Below are 23,899 nucleotides of genomic sequence, written 5' to 3' on the forward strand. Positions count from 1 at the left end.
CATATGTGTAATATGCACATATTAAGAGAAGGATGACTCAGTGTCAACAGAAAGCTTGCAAAATACACATATTGGCGGCCAGCTACGCGAACTCCATAGCGCGCTGGTCGAAATCGTCGGCGTCATGAACCGGCCTCAACGCGATGAGGCGATGATCAAGGAGGCGGGCATCTCCCTCGAGCGCGCGCTGTTTTCCCTCCTGGTTTTGGTGGAACGGCTCGGCCCCATCGGTGTCGTCGAACTGGCTGACCGCGTCGGGCGCGACTACACCACCGTCAGCCGGCAGGTTGCGAAGATGGAGGGGCTTGGGCTGATCAGCCGGCAGGAGAACGCGGTCGACCGCCGCCTCCGCGAAGCCGTCATCACCGAGCAAGGCAAGGCGATGACCGATCGCATCGATCAGGCGCGCGAGCGGATCGCACGGTCCATTTTCGCCAAATGGGATAACCAGGATATCGAGGACCTTGTGCGGCTCATGCGCAGGTTTGCCGACGACATCAAGGATGATGCGCCAGCTGCACGATAAGCCGCCTTTGGAAAGGCCTTCTTTTGAAGGCCTCTCGCGAGCAACATTTCAGTTTGCCGGCAGCGGCATTCGGCGTCTTCCATCGCACCGCCAGAGGCAGAATGCCGAGGTTGCGGGGCTGCGGCGTAAATCCCGATTGCCTGAAAGCCCACAAAATTGTATTTCCCCGGCATGACCGACATGCTTTCAAATCCACGGCGCGACGCGACCGGCGCATTCCTCGTTGCCGCGCTCTATCATTTCGTTTCCTTTCCGCGCTTCGAAAGCCTGCGCGAGCCCTTGCTTGCGCTCTGCGAGCAGAACGGCGTGAAGGGTACGTTGCTGCTCGCGCATGAGGGGATCAACGGCACCATCGCCGGCACGGATGCCGCCATCGGCGCCGTCCTCGCCTTCCTGCGCGCACAGCCGGAATTTGCCGGCCTCGAGCACAAGGAAAGCCGTGCGTCGAAAATGCCGTTCGTGCGCATGAAGGTGAAGCTGAAGAAAGAGATCGTCACCATGGGCGTCGAGGACATCGACCCCACGCAAGTCGTCGGCACCTATGTCGCGCCGAAGGACTGGAACGCGCTGATCTCCGATCCCGATACCATCGTCATCGATACCCGCAACGATTACGAGACCGCCATCGGCGTCTTCAAGGGCGCGGTCGATCCGAAGACCAAGACCTTCCGCGAATTTCCCGATTGGGTGCGTGACAATACCGGCCTGCACAACAAGCCGAAGATCGCCATGTATTGCACTGGCGGCATCCGCTGCGAGAAGGCGACTGCCTTCATGAAGCAGCAGGGCTTCGATGAAGTCTATCACCTCAAGGGCGGCATCCTGAAATATCTCGAGGAAGTGCCGGCGGAAGAAAGCCTCTGGGAAGGCGCCTGCTTCGTTTTCGACGAACGCGTTTCCGTCGAACACGGCCTGAAGGAAGGCAATCACAAGCTCTGCCACGCCTGCCGCAACCCCATCACGGCCGAGGAAGTAACCTCACCCTTCTACGAGGCCGGCGTCTCCTGCAGCCATTGCTATCATGAGCGCAGCGAGGAGGATCGCGAGCGTTATCGCGAAAGGCAGCGCCAGATTGCGCTCGCCCGCAAGCGTGGTCACGAGCATATCGGCTAAAGCATTTTCAGAAGAGCAGCGCTGCCGCCTTCCCTCGGGAATGCGCGAATGTTCCAGGCACATCAGGCAGCGGCGTGTTCTTCGTCCAGCGTGGTTGCCATCTGCACCGCCAGCCGCTTGCTGATCTCGGCGTCCGGCATCGGCTTGCCGTAGAAATAGCCCTGCAGCTCGTCGCAGCCGAAATCTTCCAGCGCCCTTCCCTGCGCCTCGGATTCGATACCCTCGGCCGTGACGGGAATGTCGAGCGATCGGGCAAGAGCCACGGTCGCCTTGACCATCTCGCGGGCGCGGTTGTCTTCCAGCACGTTCATCGTCAGCGAACGATCGATCTTGATGCGGTCGAAACCGAACTGGCGCAGATAGCCGATGGAGGAGAAACCGGAGCCGAAATCGTCGAGCGCCACCTTGACGCCGAGCCTCTTCAGCCGCTCGATCGACTGGCGGGTGCGCTCGGGATTTTGAATGATGTAGCCTTCGGTGATTTCCAGCGTCACCCGCTCGGCCTCGATCTCCGTGCTGTTCAAGACGCTGCGGACATAATCCGCAAAGGCGGGATTGCGGAACTGGCCGGGAGAAACGTTGACGGCGACCCGCAGGTTTGGCCATTGCCGTGCCGCCTCGCAGGCCTTGCGGAGCACGAGCAGGCCCAGCGCCTCGATCAGGCCGCTGGTCTCGGCGATGGGAATGAAGACCTCCGGCGAAATCGGTCCGTGACCGGGGCGGTTCCATCGCACCAGCGCTTCGACGCCAATCATCTCGCAGCTCGATGCATCAACCAGAGGCTGGTAGGCGAGCGTCAGTTCCTCCATCTCGATCGCGCGACGCAGATCGAGCTCCAGCGCATTGCGTTCCTCGCGATGCGCATCCATGGCGGTTTCGTAGCAGGTCATCCGGGCGCGGCCGGCTTCCTTGGCCTTGTACATGGCAAGATCGGCGCGGCGCACCAGCTCCTCGCGGTCGATGCGGCCTTCAGGCGAGCCTGCGATGCCGATGCTGGCGCCGACCACGACCACCCGGCGGCCGATCTCCAGAGGCTCGGCAAGAAAATCCAGGATCTGCTCGGCCAGGCGCAAAGCCGGAGCGTCATTGAGTTCCTTCGTCGGAAAGACGATGGCAAATTCATCGCCTCCAAGGCGCGCCAAAGCCGCCTGCGGCGGCACAAGCACCTTGAGCCCGGCGGCAACAGCACGGATGAGCTGATCACCGGTACCGTGCCCATAGGCATCGTTGATTTCCTTGAAGCCATCGAGATCGAGGTAGAGAAGCAGGACGTTGGTGCCGTCGGAGCGTGCCCGGTCGACCAGACGATCCATGTCGAGCCGTAATCCCTCACGATTGAGGAGCCCGCTCAGCCGGTCGCGAAGCGAAACCTGACGTGCCTGAACTTCCTCCGCCCGTAACCGGCGTCCCGCCAGCGAGCCCAGGATCAAAAGCACGACGAAAAACAGACCCACCAGACCAAGCGCGCCAAGCACCAGCGGGCGGACCTGCTGATAGCTCATGTCCCCCGGCTGACGCGAGCTCCACACCAGCCGTCCCAGCGACTTGCCGAGCGGATCGACAATGGAAACGGCGTATCGGGCGATGGTATCCGGCGGCACCAGCGTCAAGCCGCTGATGACATAGGTGTTCGAGAGCATCTTGATCCGATCGGCGTCAAGGTAGCGGACGAGGATCAGATACCGCCGGTGACCTTCTGGCACCGGAATGCGGCCGGATCTTTCGCGGATCGTCGCAGCCCCGGCAGCGGCAATACCATCCCTTGTCATGATATAGCCCGAGGCTTCCGGCACCCCCGTCACACGCGTTGTTCGCGCCTGATCGACAAGCGCCCAGATGGCGGCACCGAGGACATCCTCGATATTCTCGGTCAATGGCTGGCCATCGTGGTAAGCAACGATCGGCTTGTTGTTGTCGTCGACGATGACGGCAGTGTCGAACAGCGCGCCGTTGGAGGAAATGTCGCCATAATTGCCGACGATCCAACCTTGATTATCGGTCCCATAAACGTTTCGCGCCGCATCGTTGCGGGCGGAATGGTCATGCAGTGTCGCTTCCAGTTGCCCCTGAAAGGTTTTCAACGCCCCGACAGTCGTTTCCCAGGAGCGCTCGTCATCCAGCTTGTTGGAATAATCGGCAACCCGGCCGATCGCGGTAAGAACCATCAAGGTCACGACGGCAACGATCAATGCAAAGCAAATCAAAACGGCCGTCACAATGGAATGACGACCGATCTGCGCATTCTTCCGCAGTGACTTGAAAAATGCTCCCAACACCTTTTTCTCCTTGACGGAGAAGTCTGACGTCAGGTCTTCAATAAACGGTTAAGGCGAATCGGAGATTCCTACAGGAAGGGGTTGCAAATTTGCCGAAGACGAAAGAATTCACGTCCTGCTCGCGATCGCCCGCGCGAAACGACTGAGATTCGCGGATAAAAGGCCGCTTTCGCGCGCTTCCCGCAGCATTGACGCCTGCACCTCATCGCTCTTGCCCGCAACCGGCAGACGCAAGAAAGCGTCCTCCACGATATGCAGCGACATGGTCTGCAAGACATCGGTGAGCTGTGCCAATACGAGATCGCCGCGATGCGAAGCATGAGCAAACATCAGCGGCTTGAACGGCACCTCGTCGCGCGACACCAGCCAGTCCAGCGCATTCTTGAAGCCGCCGGGTATGCCATGGGCATATTCCGGGCACGACACGATAAGGCCATCGGCCCGGCCGATCTTCGCCGCGAATTCCAGAACGACGGATGGCGTTTTCTCACCCTCATTGTCCGGATTGAAGATCGGCAATTCGCCGATCAAGTTGCAGATTTCCAGGGTGACGCCGTCAGGGCAGGCAAGCTGCAGAGCCTCCAGCAGCCGGCGGTTAGACGAAGCCTGCCGCTGGCTTCCGCAAAGGGCATAAAGGGAAATCGGCCGCTGGATCATGCTCGATATCTATCAGGCCGCGCCGATTCGAGCGATAGCCACCCTCCCCTTGAGGGGGAGGGTCGGACCAGAGGTCCGGGGTGGGGCGACCATTGCGGACACAGTATGTCACCCCCACCCGCGCGTTCCGCGCGACCTCCCCCCTCAAGGGGGAGGTAAAACTATATCAATCCGCCTTGTGGTTGCCCTTCGGAAACTGTGAGGCAAGCTCCCTGTACCACTTGCCGCTTTTCTTGACCGTGCGCACCTGGGTCTCGTAATCGACATGCACGAGGCCGAAGCGCATGCGATAGCCTTCCGCCCATTCGAAATTGTCCATCAGGCTCCAGGCGAAGTAGCCGCGCATCGGATAGCCATCCTTGATAAGATCGGCGACGACACCGAGATGCTCGATATAATAATCGAGGCGCGGCTGATCATCGACCTCGCCGTTGACGACGCCCATATTGTAGCAGGCGCCGTTCTCGGTGATGTAGCACTCCGGCAGCTCGTAGCGCTTGTTGAGATCCTCGACGACATGCTTCAGGCCCGGTGAATAGACCTCCCAGCCGATATCGGTCCTCACGTCGCTGACCGGCGGCGCTTCCATCGTCCAGGGGAAATCGCCGCTCTTGGAGGCGTCATCGGAGACTCGCATCGGCATGTAATAGTTGAGACCCCACCAATCGAGCTTCTGGTTGATGGTCTTGAGATCACCGTCTTCGATGACGGGCATGCGATCGCCGAGCGCCTGGACGAATTCCTTCGGATATTCGCCCTTGAAGATCGGATCGAAGAAGGCGCCGTTGTGGAACTGATGCGCGCGTTCGACCGCGGCAGCATCTTCCGGACGATCCGAGCCCGGCAGGATCGAAGCAGCATTCAGCACGATGCCAACGGGCACCTTCGGCGCCACGGAGCGGATTGCCTCGACGCCGAGACCATGGGCAAGGTTCATATAGTGCATGGCATAGAGTGCTGCCTGCATATTGCGCTCACCCGGCGCATGGACGCCATAGAGGTGGCTCAGCCAGACGATGCACCAGGGCTCGTTGAAGGTGGCAACCGAATCCAACCGGTCGCCGAGGCGGCTCATGACAGTCTTGGCATAGCGCTGGAAGGCATGCGCCGTCGAGCGCGCCGTCCAGCCGCCATCGCCCGCAAGCGTCAGCGGCAGATCCCAATGGTAGAGCGTCGCAAAGGTCTTGATCCCGCGTGCCTTGCAGCCATCGACGAGGCGATCGTAGAAATCGAGACCGGCTTCGTTCACCGGGCCGGTACCGTCGGGAATGATGCGCGGCCAGGCAATCGAGAAGCGATAGGCTTCGACGCCCATCTCCTTGATCAGATCCAGATCCTGTTCCAGCCGGTTATAATGGTCGCAGGCGACGTCGCCATTATCGCGCTGATAGACGCGACCGGGCATGTTGGCAAAGGCATCCCATATGGAAGGCTTGCGGCCATCGGCCTTGGTGGCGCCTTCGATCTGGAAGGCGGCGGTGGCAACACCGAATGTGAAATCGCCGGGGAAGCGATCGGCAAGAAGCTTCGGATCGATCATGATGAAAATCCCGTCTGTTATAGGCTTCGTTGGCTGCGGTTTAACCAAGCTGCCTCTCAAAGTACAGGGGCCACACAGGAAAACTGCAACGTTGCAGGTGCCGATAAACCAAGCCGGCTAAGGGCATTCGCGAAAAATCCGCCGGCAGCAGCAGCGATCTTCGCACGGCCAGATAACATCAATGTCAACAGTCGTGACTTGTCTTTTTGAGAGGGATCAATTGAGGGTAGCACTGAAACCTGACAACGAAAGGATACAAATGCTTCCTGCGCTCCACGCCCTCCACCCTCACCTGCTGAGCCTCTTGCGTATCGTCGCTTCGCTTGTGTTGTTCAGCTACGGAACGCAGAAGGTGCTGCATTTCCCGGCGGCTGAAACAGTACCGCCCGTGGGCTCGCTGTCCTGGATTGCCGGCCTGCTTGAGCTTACTCTCGGCTTCCTTGTCCTGATCGGCTTCCAGACGCGGGTCGCTTCCTTCGTGTTGTCGGGCCTGATGGCTTTCGCTTATTTCCTGGCCCACGCGCCGAAGAGCTTTTACCCCGCGCAGAACGGCGGCGTTTCCGCCATCCTCTTCTGCTTCATCTTCCTGTTTCTCGCCAGCGCCGGTGGTGGCCCGCTGAGCCTCGATGCGCTGACAAAGCGCAAACAGCAAGCTGCCGCCTGAGATGACAAGGTTTGAGGCGGCGAAACCGCCTCAAACCTCTTTCAAGCCTAGAGCTTGACCCAGGCGCCGTTGCGCTTCGAGGAGGCGACGCAAGCCTCGACGAAAGCTACACCCTTCACGCCATCATCGACGGTCGGGTAGATCACGGCCGGATCGACCGCCACGCCCTTCTTGCGGGCATTGATGGCACGCGCAGCCTCGGTATAGATCGTGGCGAAGGCTTCCAGATAGCCTTCCGGATGGCCCGACGGGATGCGCGAGACGCGAGCGGCGGCAGCGCCGGAGCCGGCACCATTGCGGGTGATCAACCGCTTCTGATCGCCGAATGGCGTGTACCACAGATAGTTCGGATCGGCCTGCGTCCACTCAATGCCGCCCTTGGTGCCGTAGACGCGGAGCTTCAGGCCGTTCTCATGGCCGGGCGCCACCTGGCTGCACCAGAGCATGCCCTTGGCCGGCTTTTCCTTACCCTTCGCCTTGAAGCGCAACAGCACATGGCCGTTGTCGTCGAGGCGGCGACCTTCGACGAAGCTGTCGAGATCGGCGGCAAGGCTGTCGAGTTCAAGACCGGTGACGAAGGAGGCGAGATTATAGGCATGCGTGCCGATATCGCCCGTGGAGCCGCCAGCGCCGGACTGCGAGGGATCAGTGCGCCATGCCGCCTGCTTCTGGCCGGACTGCTCGATATTCTCGGTCAACCAGTCCTGCGGATATTCCACCTGCACGATGCGGATATCGCCAAGTTCGCCATTTTCAACCATCTCGCGCGCCTGACGGACCATCGGATAGCCGGTGTAGTTATGCGTGAGGATGAAGAGCGCGCCGCTCTCGTCGGCCACCTTCTTTAGCTTCTTGGCGTCGGCAAGATTGGAGGTCAGCGGCTTGTCGCAGATGACGTGGATACCGCGGCGCAGGAATTCCTTGGCGGCGTCATAGTGGACATGGTTCGGCGTGACGATCGAAACGGCTTCGATGCCGTTCTTCAGCTTGGCTTCGCGGATCGCCATGTCGCGATAGCTGGAATAGGTGCGCGAGGGATCGAGACCGAGATCGCGGCCAGAAGCAACAGCCTTGTCCGGCGAAGACGAAAGCGCACCGGCGATAAGATCGAATTGATCGTCAATGCGCGCGGCGATGCGATGCACCGCGCCGATGAAGGCACCGGCGCCGCCGCCCACCATGCCAAGCCGAATGCGCGGCTCCCGCGTCTGTTCCGATGATCCTTCGATTGCCATTTTGTCCTCCTGAATGAATTAAAATTCGCGTTCTTGGTGCCTGCAATTCCAAGCCACCCGCCCCGCCCTTCGAGGGCCCTGCGGGCCACCTCAGGGTGAGGCTGATCTATTACGCCAACACCACGTCCTTCCGCCTGACGATGCCGAAGATGGCTCTTGTGGAGCTTCGCGAGCGGCCGCTCCGCCCTCATCCTGAGGTGCGGAGCCTCCTGAGCTCGTGCGAAGGAGTGAAGCCTCGAAGGACGAGGGTGGCCTCCACCTTCTCCCCGCACGTGCGGGGAGAAGGCTTTGGATTACAGCCCCAGCATGCGTCGGTTGGCCGCCTGGTCCGTGCCGCTGCCGGCGAAATCGTCAAAGGCCTTTTCCGTCACACGGATGATGTGCGCCTTGACGAATTCGGAGCCCTCGCGAGCACCGTCTTCGGGATGCTTCAGCGCGCATTCCCATTCGACCACGGCCCAGCCATCGAAATTGTTCGCGGTCATCTTCGAGAAGACGGCGCCGAAATCGACCTGGCCATCGCCCAGCGAACGGAAGCGGCCGGCGCGCTCGACCCAACCCTGATAGCCGCCATAGACGCCCTGGCGCCCGGTCGGGTTGAACTCCGCATCCTTGACGTGGAACATCTTGATGCGGTCCTTGTAGATGTCGATGTTCTCGAGATAGTCGAGGCACTGCAGGACATAGTGCGAGGGATCGTAGAGCATGTTCGCGCGCGGATGGTTCTTCACGCGCTCCAGGAACATCTCGAAGGTGATGCCGTCATGTAGGTCTTCACCCGGATGGATTTCGTAGCAGACGTCGACGCCGTTTTCGTCGGCATGGTTGAGGATCGGCGTCCAGCGGCGGGCAAGCTCTTCGAAGGCTGTTTCGACGAGGCCGGCCGGGCGCTGCGGCCAGGGATAGATGAAGGGCCAGGCAAGCGCGCCGGAAAAGGTCGCATGCGCCTTGATGCCGAGATGCTTCGACGCGGTCAGCGCCATCTTCACCTGCTCGACGGCCCATTCCTGACGCGCCTTCGGATTCCCTCGCACTTCCGGCGCCGCAAAGCCGTCGAAGGCTTCGTCATAGGCCGGATGCACGGCGACGAGCTGGCCCTGAAGATGGGTGGAAAGCTCGGTAACCTCGACGCCGTTGGCGCGGGCGACACCGGCAAATTCGTCGCAATAATCCTTGGAGGAGGCAGCCTTCTTCAGGTCGATGAGCTGGCCTGCCCAGGTCGGAACCTGCACGCCGATATAGCCGGCATCGGCAGCCCATTTCGTGATCGAATCCCATGAGTTGAACGGCGCCGCATCGCCGGCGAACTGGCCGAGAAACAAGCCCGGTCCCTTGATCGTCTTCATCTGTAATTCCTCCCAAATTGCGTTCTGTAAACGTTTCCGATGCCTTTCGGACCCATATCCGAGGCGGCTAAGGTGCCGTAGCCTCCAAAAACTATAGGGTCGTCGGGCTGAAAGTCGAATGCCTTGCGACCTAATCACGGCACGCCGCAGACGGCAAGAGGTACGTGCCGCAAAATTTCCATCCGCTGCAAAACCGGGCTGATGGAACACTTAAAAAACGCCCGCCGAAACCGGCGGGCGCCTTGAAAAATCAACCGAATGACCGATCAGAATGGTGAATCGGGGAAGTAGAAGTCCTTGGCATTGTCCTTGGTGACGAGCGTTGCGTCGAGGATGTAATTGCCACGCACCGGAACCTGATCGTAGAAGTTGGCGGCCGTCAGCGCCATGGCCGTGCCGACCATCGCCGGCGGATAGAGCACGTCGACCGGGATCAGCTTGTCGCCATCCATGACCTTCTTGATCATGTCCTTCGAACCAGCACCGGCAATGACGTACTTGATGTCGGTACGCTTGGCCTGCTCGATCGCCTGCAGCACGCCGACGGCCATGTCGTCATCCTGACACCAGACGACGTCGATCTTCGGGAACTTGGTCAGGTAGTCCTGCATGACCTTGAAGGCGTCGTCGCGGTTCCAGTTGCCGTACTGACGGTCGAGAACCTTGACGTTCGAGCCGGCAATGCCCTTGTCGAAGCCATCCTGCCGCTGCTGATCGATCGGGATCGGCAGGCCGCGGATTATGACGACCTGTGCGTCCGGCGTGTTGGCCTTGATGTATTCGCCTGCCGTCTGGCCAAGCGCCGGGTTGTTGCCGGCGACATAGAGGTCGCGGACGGAATTGTCGTTGTTGCTCGGCGCACGGTCGACGAGCGTCACGAACTTGCCCTTGTCCTTGACTTCCTTGATGGCGTTGACGAGCGGGTCCGGATCAGACGGCAGGATCACCAGGGCGTCGATACCCTGCGTCTCCAGATCCTGCACGGCGTTTGCCTGGCTTGCGGCATCCGGCGAGGTCTTGACGATGACGTTCAGCCCCGGATGTTCCGCCATCAAGAGCTTGGCGACGCGCTCGGCATGGAACACCACGCCCGAGGTCCAGCCATGGTCGGCGGCCGGAATGGAAACGCCGATGGTCACCTTCTTGTCTGCGGCATGCACGGTACCGGCCAGAGCCGCCATTACGACAGCCACGCCCAATAGTCTTTTTCGCATTTTATCCTCCCACAAAGAAACAGGGCCTTGTTCTGACGACCGGGCGCCCCCTAACCCGGTTATTCGCTATTTGCGAGCAAGCGAACGCTGAACCAGCATGGCGATGATGATGATCGCACCCTGGATGGCGCTGAGCAGATACTCGCTGATGAAATTGGAAAGCAGCATGATGTTGCCGACGAGTTCGAGAATGAAGGCGCCGCAGATCGTGCCCCATACCCTGCCCGCCCCACCCTTCAGCGCCGTACCGCCGACGACGACCGCCGTGATCGCCTGCAACTCCCACAGGCTGCCCGTCGTCGCCGAGGTCGAACCAAGCCGCGGCACATAGAGAAGCACGGCGACCGCCACGCAAAGACCCTGGATGACGAAGGCGACCGTGCGCACGCGGTTGACCGCTACGCCGGAATAACGCGCAACGTCACGGTTGGAGCCGACAGCAATCACATGCCGTCCATAGCGGGTGCGGTAGAGAATGAAGGCCGCGATGCAGGTGACGACGAGGATGACCACGATCGGCACCGGCACGCCGAGCACGGAGCCATAATAGGCGGGCTTGTAGAGCGCCTGAATATCCGCCGGCCGCAAGGTGATGGCACCGCCCTGCGACAGCCAGGTCGTCAAGCCGCGATAGACGCCCATCGTGCCGAGCGTCGCGATGAACGGCTCGATCTTGCCCATGGTGGTAATCAGCCCATTGGCGAGGCCGCAAAGGAGACCGGCAACGACCGAGAACAACACGGCAGCCGCCAGCATCATAGAGGGGTCGGCGATGACGCCCGAGTTCATGAAGAGGATCATCAAGCTGGCAACGAACGCGACCATGGCGCCGACGGACAGATCGAGATCGCCGGCCGAAATGACGAAGGTCGCGCCAACGGCAATGATGGCGATGAAGGCACACCGCGTCGCGACATTGGTGAGATTGGTAATGCCAATGAAGTTCGGGTTGACCAATGCGCCCACGATCAAAAGCAGAGCCAGCGCTGCAAACGGTGCAACGGCTCTAAGATCGACATCCCGCCAGGAACGCCCGCGCCGGCCTGTCTTGCCGCTGCTGTCTTCGCCCACGCTCATAACCAAAACCAACCTCCCATCCCATGATTGCTGGGAATTCGCCCTGTCCTGTGCCGCCCGTTCAGGCGGCGGTCTTTTTCTTCAGGCCTGCCGCATAACGCATGATTTCTTGCTCGGAGATCTCGTCGCCTTCGAGCACGCCGACGATACGGCCCTCGCGCATGACGGCGATCCGCGTGCAAAGCCCGATAACCTCGGGCATTTCCGAAGAGATCACGATGATCGAATGGCCGTCGCGCGCCAGCGCCGAAATGAAATGATAGATCTGCTGCTTGGTGCCGACATCGATGCCGCGTGTGGGCTCGTCGATAATGATGATCTGCGGCTCGGTCTCCATGACCTTCGCCAGAAGCAGCTTCTGCTGATTGCCGCCCGACATGCGCCCGGCGACGATATTTCCGTCCCTCACCCGGATGTCGAAGCGGCGGCGCGCCCGTGCCAGCGCATCGGCCTCGCTGGAGGCGCTCAGATAGCCGAACTTGCCGTGCAGGTCGAGCGACTGCAGGGTCAGGTTGACGACCATGCCCGAATTCAGGAGAAGCCCCTTGGACTTGCGATCCTTGGTCATATAGGCAAGCCCGGCGCCGATCGCCGCATGCACATCATGCGGCGGCACCGTTTGGCCGTTGGCGACGACCTCGCCGGCGGCGCGCGAGCGCAGACCGACGATCGCCTCCATCAGCTCGGTACGGCCGGAGCCGATCATGCCGGAAAAGCCGAGAATCTCACCCTTGCGCAGCTCGAAGCTCGCATCATGGACATAGCCCGTCGAAACCGAGGTGACGCTCAGCACCACCTTTTCGTCGACATCGGGCTCGTTCTTGGCCGGATAGAGGCTCGAGAGCTCGCGCCCGACCATCAGCTGGGCGATCGATTCGCCATCGAGCAGCGAGGTCGGCGATGTCTTCACCCATTGGCCGTCGCGCAGTACCGTGACCCGATCCGTCAATTCCATGACCTCATCGAGCTTGTGGGAGACGAAGACGAAGCTCGTCCCCTGATCGCGCAGCTTGCGCACCTGTTTGAACAGGAAATTGGTCTCCTCGCGCGAGAGAACGGCGGTCGGCTCGTCCATGAAGACGATACGGGCATCACGGCTGATCGCCTTGGCGATCTCCACCATCTGCTTGTCGGCGATGGAGAGCGTGCTGATGATGGCGTTCTCGTCGACATGCGAGCCGAGCAGATCGAGCACGCGCCGCGTCTCGGCGCGCATATACTTGCGATCGAGCACGCCGAAGCGGGTAACTTCGCGGCCGAGAAACAGGCTCTCGGTAACGGTCAGATGCTCAGCGAGATTGAATTCCTGGTGGATGATGACGATGCCGAGCGCCTCGGCGGCGCCATTCGGCGGCAGCTTCACCGGCTTGCTATCGAGCAAAATCTCGCCGGAGGTCGGCTGCTCGAAACCGGACAGGACCTTGACCAACGTCGACTTGCCGGCGCCGTTCTCGCCCATGAGCGCATGGATCTCGCCGGCCCGAAGATCGAAGTTGACGCTGAACAGCACCTGCACGCCGCTGAAGGATTTGGATACCCCTCTCGCAGACAGCACGACAGTACCGTCGACGGCTTCCGAACTCATTGAATCCTCCCTGCGGTCCCACCCGCTTTCGAAGGTATGTAAACCTTTACATATCCTGTGTAAAGGTTTACATCATTGGATATCGCACTATTTTCCGCAGTCACCTTTGACCTCAACGTAAGTCTGTGTAGTCTCCGGCCCCAGACGAGACCCCAAGGCAGAGCGCAGTGTCGAATTCCACGCCCGCAACTATCGAAGACGTCGCCCGCATTGCCAATGTTTCGATAGCAACGGTTTCGCGGGCCATCCACACACCGGAAAAAGTCGCCAATTCCACGCGGCTGAAAGTCAACCAGGCGATCGCCGTTACCGGCTATACGACCAATGCCATGGCGCGCAGCCTGAGGCTCGGCCGTTCGAACATGATTCTCGTCGTCGCCCCCGATATCGGCGATCCGAATTTCTCCAATATTCTCATCGGCCTGGAGAATGAGGCGCGTTCGCACGGCTATGGCATCCTCATCGGTCACACACAAAACGACGCGCAGCGCGGGCTGGAATATCTGAAGTTTTTGAACTCCAACCAGGCGGCGGGGCTGATCCTTTTTACCGGCATACTGCCCTTCGGCCACCAGACCATGACGGCACGGCTGCCGCCAAGCGTCGGCGTTTTCGAACCGGTTTTCAATGGCGGCATTCCCTATGTCGGCGTCGACGATATCGCCGGCGCACGCAAGGCCGTGGACCTCTTGATCGCCGAGGGCCATCGCAAGATCGCCTTCATCGGCGATTCCCGCACCCGGCTCGCCTATAGCCGCCGGCGTATGGGCTATGAAGCCGGGCTGGATGCCGCTGGCATCGGCCATGATCTGCGCATCGTGCTTGAAGGCGACGGCACCATCGAGAGCGGGCGGCTGGCCGTCGAGCAGCTCTTCATGCGCGATACGCTGCCGACAGCCTTCATGTGCGTGAACGACCAAACGGCGATCGGCGTGATGATCGGCCTGAAGACACGCGGCTACGATATCCCCGAGGATTTTTCGGTCACCGGTTTCGACGACGTGCCGCAGGCGGTGTTCATGACGCCGTCGCTGACGACGATCAGGCAACCGCGCACCGCCATCGGCAAGCATGCGATGGCGCTGCTGCTGGAACTGCTTTCGGATGGCGAACCGCCTGAGACGGAGATCCTGCTGCGGCCGGATCTGGTGGTGCGAAACACGGTTTCCGCACCATCGCGCGCCCGACGATAAGTGGGCACAACGATGCCGCTCGGCAGAATCACGCTCTATGTCCGCGATGTCGAGGCGACCGTCAGCTTTTACGAAAAGCATTTTGGGTTCAAGCCACTCCGCCTGGAGGGCGATCGGATTGTTGAGCTGCTCGCGCAGGATGGCGGTGCCAATCTGATGATCCATCCGGCAGGCAAGGCGCAGAAAATGGGCCAGGTGCTGGTAAAGCTGGTCTTCGACGTCGAGCATGTCGAAGCTTTCCGCGCTAAGTGTGCTGAAGAGGGACTGGAGTTCGGACCTTTGCATCAGGCAGACGGTTATGTCTTTGCCAATGCCAAGGACCCCTCTGGAAACCCTATAGCGATTTCCAGCCGCGCCTTCAGGCTGAAATCGGGAGGCGATGGAACACCGCCTCCCGGAGCTATCGATCAAACGTAACGATTGACGATGTTTTCGAGCAGTTCCTGCTTGCCGGACTTCGGCTGCGGATTGACGTCCTTCGTCTCGACCCACTGGGCGATCTGGTCGAGCGAATATTCGCCGCGCAGCAGCTTCTGTCCCTCAGCCGAATCCCAGCCGGCGTAACGGTCTGCGAGCGGCTGGGAGAGCGCCTTGTCCTCGATCATCTTGGCAGCTGCCTTCAGGCCGCGTGCACAGCAATCCATGCCGCCGATGTGGCCGATGAGCAGATCTTCCGGATCGAGCGACTGACGGCGCAGCTTGGCGTCGAAGTTGGTGCCGCCCGACTTGAAACCGCCGCCCGCCAGAACCTGGTAGTAGGCCAGCGTCATTTCCGGAACATTGTTCGGGAACTGGTCGGTATCCCAGCCGGACTGGTAGTCGTTGCGGTTCATGTCGATCGAGCCGAAGACACCGAGCGCGTTGGCAAGCGCCAGCTCGTGCTCGAAGGAATGGCCGGCAAGGATCGCATGGCCCTGCTCGATATTGAGCTTCACTTCGTTCTCGAGGCCGTACTTCTTCAGGAAGCCATAAACCGTGGCTACGTCGTAGTCATACTGGTGCTTGGTCGGCTCCTGCGGCTTCGGCTCGATCAGGATCGTGCCCTTGAAGCCGATCTTATGCTTGTACTCGACGACGAGGTTGAGGAAGCGACCCATCTGGTCCATTTCACGCTTCAGGTCGGTGTTGAGCAGCGTCTCGTAGCCTTCGCGACCGCCCCAGAGAACGTAGTTCTCGCCGCCGAGCTTGTGGGTCGCATCCATGCAGGTCTTCACGGTCGCAGCCGAGAAGGCGAAGACATCCGGATCGGGGTTGGTCGCGGCGCCCGACATGAAGCGGCGGTTGGAGAAGAGGTTTGCCGTGCCCCAGAGCAGCTTGACGCCGGTCTCAGCCTGCTTCTTGGCAAAGTAGTCGACGATCTCGTTGAGGTTCTTGGTGTTCTCCGCGAAATTCTTGCCTTCCGGACGCACGTCAGCATCGTGGAAGCAATAGTAGGGAGCGCCGAGCAGGGTGAAGAATTCGAAGGCAACGTCTGCCTTCAGCTTGGCGGCTTCCATCGTCTCGTTGAACCAGGGACGCAGGAAGGTCTGACCGCCAAAGGGGTCGCCACCCGGCCAGGTGAAGGTGTGCCAATAGGCAACGGCGAAACGCAGATGGTCTTCCATCCGTTTGCCGGCAACAACTTCGTCCTTGTTGTAATAGCGGAAGGCCAGCGGGTTGGTGCTGTCCGGGCCTTCGTACTTTACTTTGCTGATGTCACCAAAAAATTCGGTGCTCATGTCTTGTCTCCTTGGGTTTTGGTATTCGTATGTTGTTGTTCGTACCGTGCGGCGTTGCCCCTCACCCTAGCCCTCTCCCCGCTCGCGGGGAGAGGGGACGACCTCCATACCCTCGCGCGCTTCAGAGGCGAGAGGGACGGTGGAGGTGCGCCCATCCCCTTCTCCCCGTACCAACGGGGAGAAGGTGCCCGACAGGGCGGATGAGGGGCTTTGAGCCGCAGTATTTCAATGCGCCGACAGCGGCTTGATCGCCGGATAAACCGCCCGGTAACGCTTGTAGGCATCCGTATAGGCATCCGTCAGCGACGCCACGGGATCGATCGTTCCAGCCGTCTGCGGTGGGGTGCAGACCGCGACCGGGTCTGCGCCGGTGGCGGCAATTAGTCCGAGACGCGCGGCACCAAAGGCCGCACCGAAATCGCCGTCCGCCGGCAAGTCGACAGGCACGCCGAGTGCAGTCGCGATCGAGGCCAGCCAATAGCGCGAGCGCGACCCGCCGCCGATGGCCGTCACGCGTGCAATGTCGGTACCGGCAGAGCGCAGCGCTTCCAGATTGTCGCGGATGGCGAAGGACACACCTTCGAGCACGGCCTGCGTCAGTACCGCGCGGCCGCTTTCATGGCCGAGACCGATGAAGGCGCCGCGGATCGTCGCATCATTGTGCGGCGTGCGTTCGCCCGAAAGATAGGGAAGGAAGGTAACGCTCGTCGGCGCCTTCAGCGTATCGCCTAGCTCGATCGTGAGTTCGGCGGCAGACTTGCCCGTCACATGCGAATGCCAGTTGAGCGCATCGGTTGCCGAAAGGATGACGCCCATCTGATGCCAGGTGTTGGGAAGCGCGTGGCAGAAGGCATGCACGGCGCTTTCCGGCTTCGGCAGATAGGAACCGTTGGCCGCAAAGAGAACGCCTGACGTGCCAAGCGAAACGAAGGCGGCGCCGTGGCTGACCGTACCCATGCCGCAAGCCGAAGCGGCATTGTCCCCTGCCCCGCCGGCCACGACGACATCGCCGGCAATGCCCCACTTCGAGGCCAGTTCGCCACGCAGCTTGCCGGCTGCCTCGGTGCCTTCGACCAGCGTCGGCATCTGCTTCTCATCGAGATTGGTCGCCGCCAGCAGCTCGGACGACCATTTGCGCTTGCCGGTATCGAGCCAGGAGGTGCCGGCGGAATCGGACATTTCCGACATGTGCTCGCCCGTCAGCCAAAGACGCAGATAGTCCTTCGGCAGCAGCACCCAGCGCACTTTGGAGAATATCTCCGGCTCGTTCTTTGCGACCCAGGCGAGCTTGGGCGCGGTGAAGCCGGGGAAAACAATATTGCCGGTCAGCGCACGGAAGCGAGGATCGGAATCGAGAGCTGCAGCCTCATGGTAGCTGCGGGTGTCGTTCCAGAGAATGCAGGGACGCAGCACCTTGTCGTCGGTATCAAGCAGCGTCGCGCCGTGCATCTGGCCGGACAGGCCGATGCCGCGCACGGCCGCCAGCTCCTTCGGATGCGCCGCCTTCAGCCCGGCAATGGCTTCTTCGCTCGCGCGAATCCAGTGTGCCGGATCCTGCTCCGACCAGCCGGGATGCGGGCGCGAGACATCAAGGTCGCCATGGGCAGACCCGATGATCTTCTGATTGCCGTCGATCAGCATCGCTTTGACGCCGGACGTTCCGAGATCGAGACCCAAATACATCAGATGTTACTCCCTATGCGCTGCCATGTTCGAATGCTCAGGGCAGATTATCTTTCAAGAAAATGTCGAGACGAATGCGCTCCTGATCGGCAATGACGGCCTGGCCGTCGGCGGTCGCCTTCATGACGCGGATGGCACTGCGCACCTCATGGCCGGCATCCTGATTAAGGACAGCATCGATCGTACCGTCCAACAGCGCCGCGCGCGTATGCTGCGTCAGCTCGTGCACGACCACCGTCAGCTCGCGCTCGGGCCGGATAGCCTTCAGGGCCGCAATCAGGCCCCGATTACCGGCGCCAAGGCTGTAGACGCCGATGATATCCTTGCTTGCGGAGAGCGCTTTGGAAACGAGCGTTTTCGTCCGCTCGGGATCGTCACGCCCTTCCAGCACGGGCAGCAGTCGCAGCTTGGGAAACTCCTCGGCCATCACGGCGGAAAAGCCCTGCAGGCGCTCGCGATGGTCGCGCACCAGCATCGAGCCAGCAAGCACGGTGAGATCACCTTCGCGACCACCGAGGAACCGCCCAAGCAACCGTGCGGCCGTGCGCCCAGCGGCAATATTGTCGATGCCGGCATAGTGATGCCTAGTGGAATCGGTGAGATCTGAGACCAGCGTAACGACCGGAATACGGTCCGACACGAGCCGGTCGACCGCGGCTACAACCGCTGGCGCATCGGTCGCCACCAGCGCAACACCGGCGACTTTCTGTCCCTGCAATGCATCCAGCACCGAAACCAGCGCCGGCACATCGAAAGCCGGCACCTCGACAATGCGGATGTCCGTACGCTCTATGCTGGCCCGCAAGATTGCCTGATGCACCTCGAAGCGAAGCCCATGCATGAAGGAATTGTCGCCAGTCGGCACAATGAAAACGAGAGGATAGACGCGACCCTTGGCCAGATTGGCGGCAGCGACATCGCGGATATAGCCGATCTGCCTGATTGCCTCCTCGACCTTTTCCCGCGTCACCAGCCGCACACCCGGCCGCTGGTTCAAGACGCGGTCCACGGTGGCGAGGCTGACGCCCGCAGCGGCGGCAATGTCATGCACGGTCGGTCTCATCGGCTCCTCCTGCCAAAATCCTTACTGCGATTTTTGATGTACGTAAATCAAAAATTTCGAAGCGCTGGATTTTCCGTCTACGACCGCAAATAAAAAAGGCCCCTCGCGAGGAGGGGCCATGCCTTGGGAGCAATCTTTGAGGCGGGATCAGTGGCCTCCGCCACCGCCGCCACCTGGCGCACCCGGCTTGCTCAGCATCAGCACGCCAAGGATCATCGCCAGGAACAGCACGGTCAGCATCAGGAAAATATCCCCGAAGGACATGACGACAGCCTGTTGTGTCGCCATGTTGACCATCTGCCGGAGCGCAGCCTGATCACCGTTCAGGCCAGCGGCATTGAAGCTGGCGGCCATGTTGTTCAGCTGATCGACAGCCACCTGGTTGCCCCAATGGATATGGTCGCGCAGGTTGAAATAATGCTGGTCCTGCCTGTTCGTCAGTAGCGTGTTGATGATTGCGAGACCGACGGCGCCGCCGAGGTTACGCGTCAGGTTGAACAGGCCCGACGCCCCGCGCATGCGGGCGGGCGGCATGGTTCCCAGCGCAATATTGTTGATCGGCACCATGCAGAGCATCAGGCCGAAACCGCGCAGGATCTGCGGGATCATCAGCTCCCAGAAATCCCAGTCCACCGTCAGATGCATCATGATGTAGGTACCGGCCGAGAAGCTGGTGAAGCCGATGATCATCAGGATGCGCAGGTCGACCTTGCTCGACAGGAAGCCGGCAAGCGGCGCCGTGAAGAACATGGTGAGGCCGGAGACGAACATCGTCTCGCCGATCTGCAGTGAATCGTAGCCCCGGATACGCGCGAGATAGAGCGGGTAGATATAGGTCAAGCCGTAGAGGCCGATGCCCATGACGAAGGAGAACATCGACCCGAAGGAGAAGTTCTTGTTCGTGAAGGCCCTGAGATCGACCACGGGGAATTCGACCGTGAAGGCACGGTAGAAGAAGATGACTGCACCGATGGCGGAGGCGATGGCGCCGGCAACGATATAATTGTCGTTGAACCAGTCGTTGGTATTGCCTTCCTCGAGCACATATTCCAGCGCGCCAAGGAAAACGCCCATCGAAATCAGGCCCCACCAATCGAACTTCTTGAAAAGCGACAGCTCGGGCTTGTCGAAATCGATGAAGTTCCAGGTGACGATGGCAACGACGATACCCGGCGGGATATTGACCAGGAACAGCCAGTGCCAGGAAAAGGCGTTGGACAGATAGCCGCCGACGGTCGGGCCGATCGTCGGCGCGAGCGTGGCGATCAGGCCGATGATCGGCGAAACGACGTTGCGCTTCGACGGCGGGAAGATCGTGAAGGCCGCCGCAAACACCGAGGGGATCATGCCGCCGCCGATGAAGCCCTGCAGGGCGCGGTAGATGATCATCTGGTCGATGTTGGTGGCGGTCGCGGCAAGCGCGCTCGCCGCGGTGAAGCCGGCGGCCGAGATTGCGAACAGATAGCGCGTCGAAATGATGCGTGCCAACGTTCCCGACAGCGGGATCATGATGACTTCGGCGATCAGATAGGCCGTCTGCACCCAGCCGATTTCATCCGAGCCGGCGCTGAGGCCGGCCTGGATTTCGCTGAGCGACGCGGAAACGATCTGAATGTCGAGGATCGACATGAACATGCCGAGCACCATCGCCAGGAAGGCGATGAGCTTTCTCGTGTCGATGTGATCGGCCGCAGGCGCGGCGGGACCGGCCGCGCGTGGGGGCGACCCGGCTGTAGTGCTGGCGGACGACATGGCGCGTCTCTCCCGAGCTAGATCGCTTACTTGTCCGGTGCCGTGCGGGTATCGACGTCGACGACGACGCTGAGGCCTGCGCGCAGACGGCCGGTATTGAGCGCATCCTGCGGCAGTGCGATGCGGACAGGCACGCGCTGGATGATCTTGGTGAAATTACCTGTCGCGTTTTCCGGCGGCAGCAGCGAGAAGACCGAGCCGGAGGCCGGCGAGATCGATTCTACGGTGCCGACGATTGGATGATCGCTATAGGCATCGACATGGACATTGACCTTGGAACCGGGAACCAAGTGCTGGATCTGCGTTTCCTTGAAGTTCGCATCGATATAGAGCTGGCGGATCGGCACGATCGCCATCAGCTTCTGGCCGGGAGAGACGAGATCGCCTTCCTGCACCGAGCGATTGCCGACGATGCCGTCGTAAGGCGCCTTCAACACGGTAAAGGACAGATCGCGGGCAGCTTTGTCACGGGCGGCTTCGAGACCCTTGATCGTGCTTTCGGCCTGCCGGCGCTGGGCCTGCAGCAGGTTGATGTTGGCCTGTGCGGATGCGATGGCGGCGTCGCCGCCGACCAGATTGGCCTTGGCCTGATCAAGCGCGATATTGGCGCTATCCAAAGCGGCCGTGGTGCCGACCGACTTCGATTGCAGTTCGGCAGCGCGCGTCTGGGTGATCTGGGCGCCGCGGACCGTGGCTTCCAGGGCAACCTTCTGCGCCTGCGACTGGGCAAGGGCTGCCTGGCCGGCAGCGATCTGAGCATCGATGGTATGGAGCGAAAGCTGTTCGGTATCGAGCGAGGCTTGAGCCTGGCCGAGCGCCAGCTTGTAGTCACCGTCATCGAGTGTGGCGAGCACGTCGCCGGCCTTGACCTGCTGGTTGGCCACGACGTTCACCTTGGCGACATAGCCCGTCACCTTCGGCTGAATAGTCGCGATATCGCCGCCGATATAGGCGTCGTCGGTGGAGACCATGAAGCGGCCATCCGTCCACCAGTCATAGCCGTACCAGCCGCCGGCTGCGAGAGCGATGACGACAATGATCGGGAGGGCCAGGCTGCGCCGCTTCTTCTCTGGCGGCGGTGGGGCCGCAGGGGCCGGAGCAGTGGGCGCAGCCTGGGCGGGGGCGGGATTGCCGCGCGTTTCAGCCGCAGGAGCCTCAGCAGACACGCCGGCTTCGCGGGCTTCCACCTCAGCATCTGCAGGCTCGTCCACGATGCGCGCTACATTGTTTCCATGACTTGACGACATTTCCCTACCACCGAAAATCTTGGTAAATTAATCGAACCGAACGGTTCGGTTCAATTGACATAGAGCCTTTTTCATTCCATATCAAGAGATATCGAACTGAACGGTTCGATTTAGTTGTCGAATATGTTGAAGAATCAGAAAAAGTGATCGATTGAAGGAGACGATGAAACACGAACCGCAAAATGCCGCTGTATTGAACGCGCCCGCACCAGGCTCCGGTGGACGCTGGGCGGCCGGCGAAGATCCGGCCAAGCGTCATCAAATTCTCGAAGGCGCCAAGCGCGTCTTTATGAAAATGGGCTTCGATGCGGCGAGCATGAACGACGTCACCCGCGAGGCGGGCGTTTCCAAGGGCACTCTCTACGTCTATTTCGCCAACAAGGAAGATCTGTTTGCCGCCATCGTAAACAGTGAACGCGCGCATTTCGTCGAAATCGTGCGTGCCGCTCTTGTCGATGACGCCGATATTGCTTCCAGCCTTCTTGAGTTCGGCAAGGTGTTTGCGACGCACGTCACGTCGGATAAGACCATCAGCGCCATGCGGACCGTCGTCGGTGTGCGCGAACGTATGCCATCGCTCTGTCAGCGCTTCTTTACCGGTCCCGACAACCTGCGCACCGTGTTGCGCGGCTTTCTGGAGCGCAAGGCCGAAGTAGGCAGCGTGGAGATACAGGATTTCGACCTGGCTGCGCGTCAGTTCCTTGAAATGGCCAGTGGCGGCTACTTCAAATTGCGGCTGTTCGGCGACATGGAGGCCCCTCCTTCGATAGAGGAAATCGACTATGTCGTGCGCGGCGCCGTCCGCGTCTTCCTCGCGGCTTACGGCACCGATCGCCAGAGCCGGGACTGAATGCCCTTCCCTTGTTGCCGATGAAGCGGTTAGCGGTCCAACTCCGCAACAGCGATCAAGCGGTGCAGCGGCCGGTCGCCTATGACTGGCCCGGCAACCAGGGGAGTTGAAGATGAGCGCGATCGGAAGAGCGATATGGTTTATCGAAAGCCATTTTGCGTCCGACATCTCGCTCGATGAAATCGCCGAGACCGCCGGGCTGTCGCGCTATCACCTGTCGCGCGTCTTCGGTATGACCACAGGCCACTCGATCAGCAGCTATATCCGCAGTCGCCGCCTCAGCGGGGCAGCTCTTGCCTTGGTCGATAGTTCTTCTTCCATTCTCCAGGTTGCCCTCGATGCCGGCTACGGCTCGCACGAGGCCTTCACCCGTGCCTTCCGCGATCAATTCGGCATGACGCCGGAAAGCCTGCGCAAGCAAGGGCACGTTCGCAACCTCGCTCTACGGGAGCCGATCAGAATGGATGACACCCGCCTTCCCAAACTCGATGCCCCACGTTTCGAGACCCATCCCGCAATGCTGCTTGCCGGCCTTGCGGAAATCTATGCCCATGAAGCCACACAGGCGATCCCTTCGCTCTGGCAGAAATTCAACCAGCATTTCGGCCATATTCCAGGCCAGATCGGCAATGCCGCCTATGGCATCTGTACCCAGGTCGACGGCAACAGCGAAGACTTCCGCTATATGTCGGCCGCCGAAGTCACCGGCACGGATGACTTGCCCGAAGGTTTCGTCACCATAAAACTGCCGCAGCAGCGTTATGCGGTCTTCACGCATCGCGGTCATATCTCCGGCATCTCCGCCACGGTACACCAGATCTTCGGCGAATGGCTGCCGCAATCAGGTCATCAGCACGCGGGCACGCCCGACATGATGGAACGCTATGACGACCGCTTCGACCCACGCACCGGCATGGGTGTGACGGAGATATGGATACCCCTGAAAGCCTGAAAGCCTGAAAGCATGTCGCGCAAAACTGTGCAGCGGTTTTGCGATAACGACATGCGTAAAACCAAAAACCTAAAGCGCAAGAAGCGAATATGAAGGATCGCGACGCGCTTTAGGAAACATGCGCCGCCGCCACGAAATTGACGGCACCGCTTGTACGGACGACTGCGCTCCTTACATTACGGCCATTCTGGAAAGGCCGGAGCTGGGG

The 23,899-nt window shown here is 60.7% G+C and carries 20 protein-coding genes; 7 read left to right on the plus strand and 13 right to left on the minus strand.

Annotation, left to right across the window (positions count from 1 at the left end):
* The first annotated feature begins 40 nt into the window (after nt 1-40).
* Both GA0061103_RS15535 and trhO read left to right on the plus strand, forming a co-directional pair.
* Entirely contained in the window at nt 41-526 is a 486-nt protein-coding gene (locus GA0061103_RS15535; RefSeq protein WP_092712549.1) for a MarR family winged helix-turn-helix transcriptional regulator, read from the plus strand.
* A gap of 171 nt (nt 527-697) precedes the next feature.
* The gene (gene trhO, locus GA0061103_RS15540; RefSeq protein WP_092712550.1) at nt 698-1,639 is read left to right on the plus strand and encodes an oxygen-dependent tRNA uridine(34) hydroxylase TrhO; all 942 of its coding nucleotides are present in this window, start codon (nt 698-700) and stop codon (nt 1,637-1,639) included.
* Between the two features lie 62 nt (nt 1,640-1,701).
* Here trhO and GA0061103_RS15545 read toward each other — a convergent pair whose 3' ends face one another.
* The 3 genes from GA0061103_RS15545 to GA0061103_RS15555 form a co-directional block, all read right to left on the minus strand.
* Nucleotides 1,702-3,912, minus strand: coding sequence for a putative bifunctional diguanylate cyclase/phosphodiesterase (locus GA0061103_RS15545; RefSeq protein WP_092712551.1), 2,211 nt, complete (start codon nt 3,910-3,912; stop codon nt 1,702-1,704).
* 111 nt (nt 3,913-4,023) lie between these two features.
* Nucleotides 4,024-4,572, minus strand: a complete 549-nt coding sequence (locus tag GA0061103_RS15550; RefSeq protein WP_208603517.1) for an NADPH-dependent FMN reductase — start codon at nt 4,570-4,572, stop codon at nt 4,024-4,026.
* Nucleotides 4,573-4,738: 166 nt separating this feature from the next.
* Nucleotides 4,739-6,112 carry a GH1 family beta-glucosidase gene (locus tag GA0061103_RS15555; protein ID WP_092712552.1) on the minus strand — a complete coding sequence of 458 codons (1,374 nt, stop codon included), beginning with the start codon at nt 6,110-6,112 and terminating at the stop codon, nt 4,739-4,741.
* 259 nt (nt 6,113-6,371) lie between these two features.
* Here GA0061103_RS15555 and GA0061103_RS15560 point away from each other — a divergent pair, with 259 nt between their 5' ends.
* Complete coding sequence (locus tag GA0061103_RS15560; RefSeq protein WP_092712553.1) at nt 6,372-6,776, plus strand: DoxX family protein; 405 nt, start codon at nt 6,372-6,374, stop codon at nt 6,774-6,776.
* Nucleotides 6,777-6,823: 47 nt separating this feature from the next.
* Here the strand turns inward: GA0061103_RS15560 and GA0061103_RS15565 are convergent, their stop codons facing one another.
* The 5 genes from GA0061103_RS15565 to GA0061103_RS15585 form a co-directional block, all read right to left on the minus strand.
* Nucleotides 6,824-8,011 (minus strand): Gfo/Idh/MocA family protein, encoded by a 1,188-nt coding sequence (locus tag GA0061103_RS15565; RefSeq protein WP_092712554.1) that lies wholly within the window; start codon nt 8,009-8,011, stop codon nt 6,824-6,826.
* A 293-nt stretch (nt 8,012-8,304) separates the two neighbouring features.
* Complete coding sequence (locus tag GA0061103_RS15570; RefSeq protein WP_092712555.1) at nt 8,305-9,357, minus strand: sugar phosphate isomerase/epimerase family protein; 1,053 nt, start codon at nt 9,355-9,357, stop codon at nt 8,305-8,307.
* Nucleotides 9,358-9,623: 266 nt separating this feature from the next.
* Entirely contained in the window at nt 9,624-10,571 is a 948-nt protein-coding gene (locus GA0061103_RS15575) for a substrate-binding domain-containing protein (RefSeq protein WP_092712556.1), read from the minus strand.
* A gap of 66 nt (nt 10,572-10,637) precedes the next feature.
* Nucleotides 10,638-11,648, minus strand: a complete 1,011-nt coding sequence (locus GA0061103_RS15580; RefSeq protein WP_092712557.1) for an ABC transporter permease — start codon at nt 11,646-11,648, stop codon at nt 10,638-10,640.
* 61 nt (nt 11,649-11,709) lie between these two features.
* Nucleotides 11,710-13,233 (minus strand): sugar ABC transporter ATP-binding protein, encoded by a 1,524-nt coding sequence (locus tag GA0061103_RS15585; protein ID WP_092712558.1) that lies wholly within the window; start codon nt 13,231-13,233, stop codon nt 11,710-11,712.
* Between the two features lie 167 nt (nt 13,234-13,400).
* Here GA0061103_RS15585 and GA0061103_RS15590 point away from each other — a divergent pair, with 167 nt between their 5' ends.
* Together GA0061103_RS15590 and GA0061103_RS15595 are read left to right on the plus strand one after the other, a co-directional pair.
* Complete coding sequence (locus tag GA0061103_RS15590; RefSeq protein ID WP_092712559.1) at nt 13,401-14,426, plus strand: LacI family DNA-binding transcriptional regulator; 1,026 nt, start codon at nt 13,401-13,403, stop codon at nt 14,424-14,426.
* Nucleotides 14,427-14,438: 12 nt separating this feature from the next.
* Nucleotides 14,439-14,843, plus strand: coding sequence for a VOC family protein (locus tag GA0061103_RS15595; RefSeq protein ID WP_092712836.1), 405 nt, complete (start codon nt 14,439-14,441; stop codon nt 14,841-14,843).
* Here GA0061103_RS15595 and xylA read toward each other — a convergent pair.
* The 5 genes from xylA to GA0061103_RS15620 all read right to left on the minus strand — a co-directional run bounded on the left by xylA (nt 14,834) and on the right by GA0061103_RS15620 (nt 21,889).
* Entirely contained in the window at nt 14,834-16,144 is a 1,311-nt protein-coding gene (gene xylA / locus GA0061103_RS15600; protein WP_092712560.1) for a xylose isomerase, read from the minus strand. The two genes, GA0061103_RS15595 and xylA, sit on opposite strands and share 10 nt — an antisense overlap.
* A 225-nt stretch (nt 16,145-16,369) precedes the next feature.
* The gene (xylB, locus tag GA0061103_RS15605) at nt 16,370-17,827 is read right to left on the minus strand and encodes a xylulokinase (RefSeq protein ID WP_092712561.1); all 1,458 of its coding nucleotides are present in this window, start codon (nt 17,825-17,827) and stop codon (nt 16,370-16,372) included.
* Nucleotides 17,828-17,864: 37 nt separating this feature from the next.
* Entirely contained in the window at nt 17,865-18,890 is a 1,026-nt protein-coding gene (locus GA0061103_RS15610) for a LacI family DNA-binding transcriptional regulator (protein WP_092712562.1), read from the minus strand.
* A 147-nt stretch (nt 18,891-19,037) separates the two neighbouring features.
* Nucleotides 19,038-20,642, minus strand: a complete 1,605-nt coding sequence (locus GA0061103_RS15615) for a DHA2 family efflux MFS transporter permease subunit (RefSeq protein WP_092712563.1) — start codon at nt 20,640-20,642, stop codon at nt 19,038-19,040.
* A 26-nt stretch (nt 20,643-20,668) separates the two neighbouring features.
* Complete coding sequence (locus GA0061103_RS15620) at nt 20,669-21,889, minus strand: HlyD family secretion protein (RefSeq protein ID WP_092712564.1); 1,221 nt, start codon at nt 21,887-21,889, stop codon at nt 20,669-20,671.
* Nucleotides 21,890-22,052: 163 nt separating this feature from the next.
* Here GA0061103_RS15620 and GA0061103_RS15625 point away from each other — a divergent pair, with 163 nt between their 5' ends.
* Entirely contained in the window at nt 22,053-22,739 is a 687-nt protein-coding gene (locus GA0061103_RS15625; RefSeq protein WP_092712565.1) for a TetR/AcrR family transcriptional regulator, read from the plus strand.
* 112 nt (nt 22,740-22,851) lie between these two features.
* Nucleotides 22,852-23,691, plus strand: a complete 840-nt coding sequence (locus GA0061103_RS15630; protein WP_092712566.1) for a GyrI-like domain-containing protein — start codon at nt 22,852-22,854, stop codon at nt 23,689-23,691.
* The last annotated feature ends 208 nt before the right edge of the window (nt 23,692-23,899 follow it).

It is taken from the genome of Martinezella multihospitum (genome assembly GCF_900094585.1).
GTDB classification, from domain to species: Bacteria; Pseudomonadota; Alphaproteobacteria; order Rhizobiales; family Rhizobiaceae; genus Rhizobium; species Rhizobium multihospitium.

Coding starts and splice junctions, on each gene's coding strand:
- GA0061103_RS15630 (WP_092712566.1), top strand. CDS start 22,852: ATGAGCGCGATCGGAAGAGCGATATGGTTTATCGAAAGCCATTTTGCG.
- xylB (WP_092712561.1), bottom strand. CDS start 17,827: ATGTATTTGGGTCTCGATCTCGGAACGTCCGGCGTCAAAGCGATGCTG.
- GA0061103_RS15615 (WP_092712563.1), bottom strand. CDS start 20,642: ATGTCGTCCGCCAGCACTACAGCCGGGTCGCCCCCACGCGCGGCCGGT.
- GA0061103_RS15565 (WP_092712554.1), bottom strand. CDS start 8,011: ATGGCAATCGAAGGATCATCGGAACAGACGCGGGAGCCGCGCATTCGG.
- GA0061103_RS15620 (WP_092712564.1), bottom strand. CDS start 21,889: ATGTCGTCAAGTCATGGAAACAATGTAGCGCGCATCGTGGACGAGCCT.
- GA0061103_RS15555 (WP_092712552.1), bottom strand. CDS start 6,112: ATGATCGATCCGAAGCTTCTTGCCGATCGCTTCCCCGGCGATTTCACA.
- xylA (WP_092712560.1), bottom strand. CDS start 16,144: ATGAGCACCGAATTTTTTGGTGACATCAGCAAAGTAAAGTACGAAGGC.
- GA0061103_RS15560 (WP_092712553.1), top strand. CDS start 6,372: ATGCTTCCTGCGCTCCACGCCCTCCACCCTCACCTGCTGAGCCTCTTG.
- GA0061103_RS15585 (WP_092712558.1), bottom strand. CDS start 13,233: ATGAGTTCGGAAGCCGTCGACGGTACTGTCGTGCTGTCTGCGAGAGGG.
- GA0061103_RS15595 (WP_092712836.1), top strand. CDS start 14,439: ATGCCGCTCGGCAGAATCACGCTCTATGTCCGCGATGTCGAGGCGACC.
- GA0061103_RS15625 (WP_092712565.1), top strand. CDS start 22,053: ATGAAACACGAACCGCAAAATGCCGCTGTATTGAACGCGCCCGCACCA.
- GA0061103_RS15575 (WP_092712556.1), bottom strand. CDS start 10,571: ATGCGAAAAAGACTATTGGGCGTGGCTGTCGTAATGGCGGCTCTGGCC.
- GA0061103_RS15610 (WP_092712562.1), bottom strand. CDS start 18,890: ATGAGACCGACCGTGCATGACATTGCCGCCGCTGCGGGCGTCAGCCTC.
- GA0061103_RS15550 (WP_208603517.1), bottom strand. CDS start 4,572: ATGATCCAGCGGCCGATTTCCCTTTATGCCCTTTGCGGAAGCCAGCGG.
- trhO (WP_092712550.1), top strand. CDS start 698: ATGACCGACATGCTTTCAAATCCACGGCGCGACGCGACCGGCGCATTC.
- GA0061103_RS15570 (WP_092712555.1), bottom strand. CDS start 9,357: ATGAAGACGATCAAGGGACCGGGCTTGTTTCTCGGCCAGTTCGCCGGC.
- GA0061103_RS15580 (WP_092712557.1), bottom strand. CDS start 11,648: ATGAGCGTGGGCGAAGACAGCAGCGGCAAGACAGGCCGGCGCGGGCGT.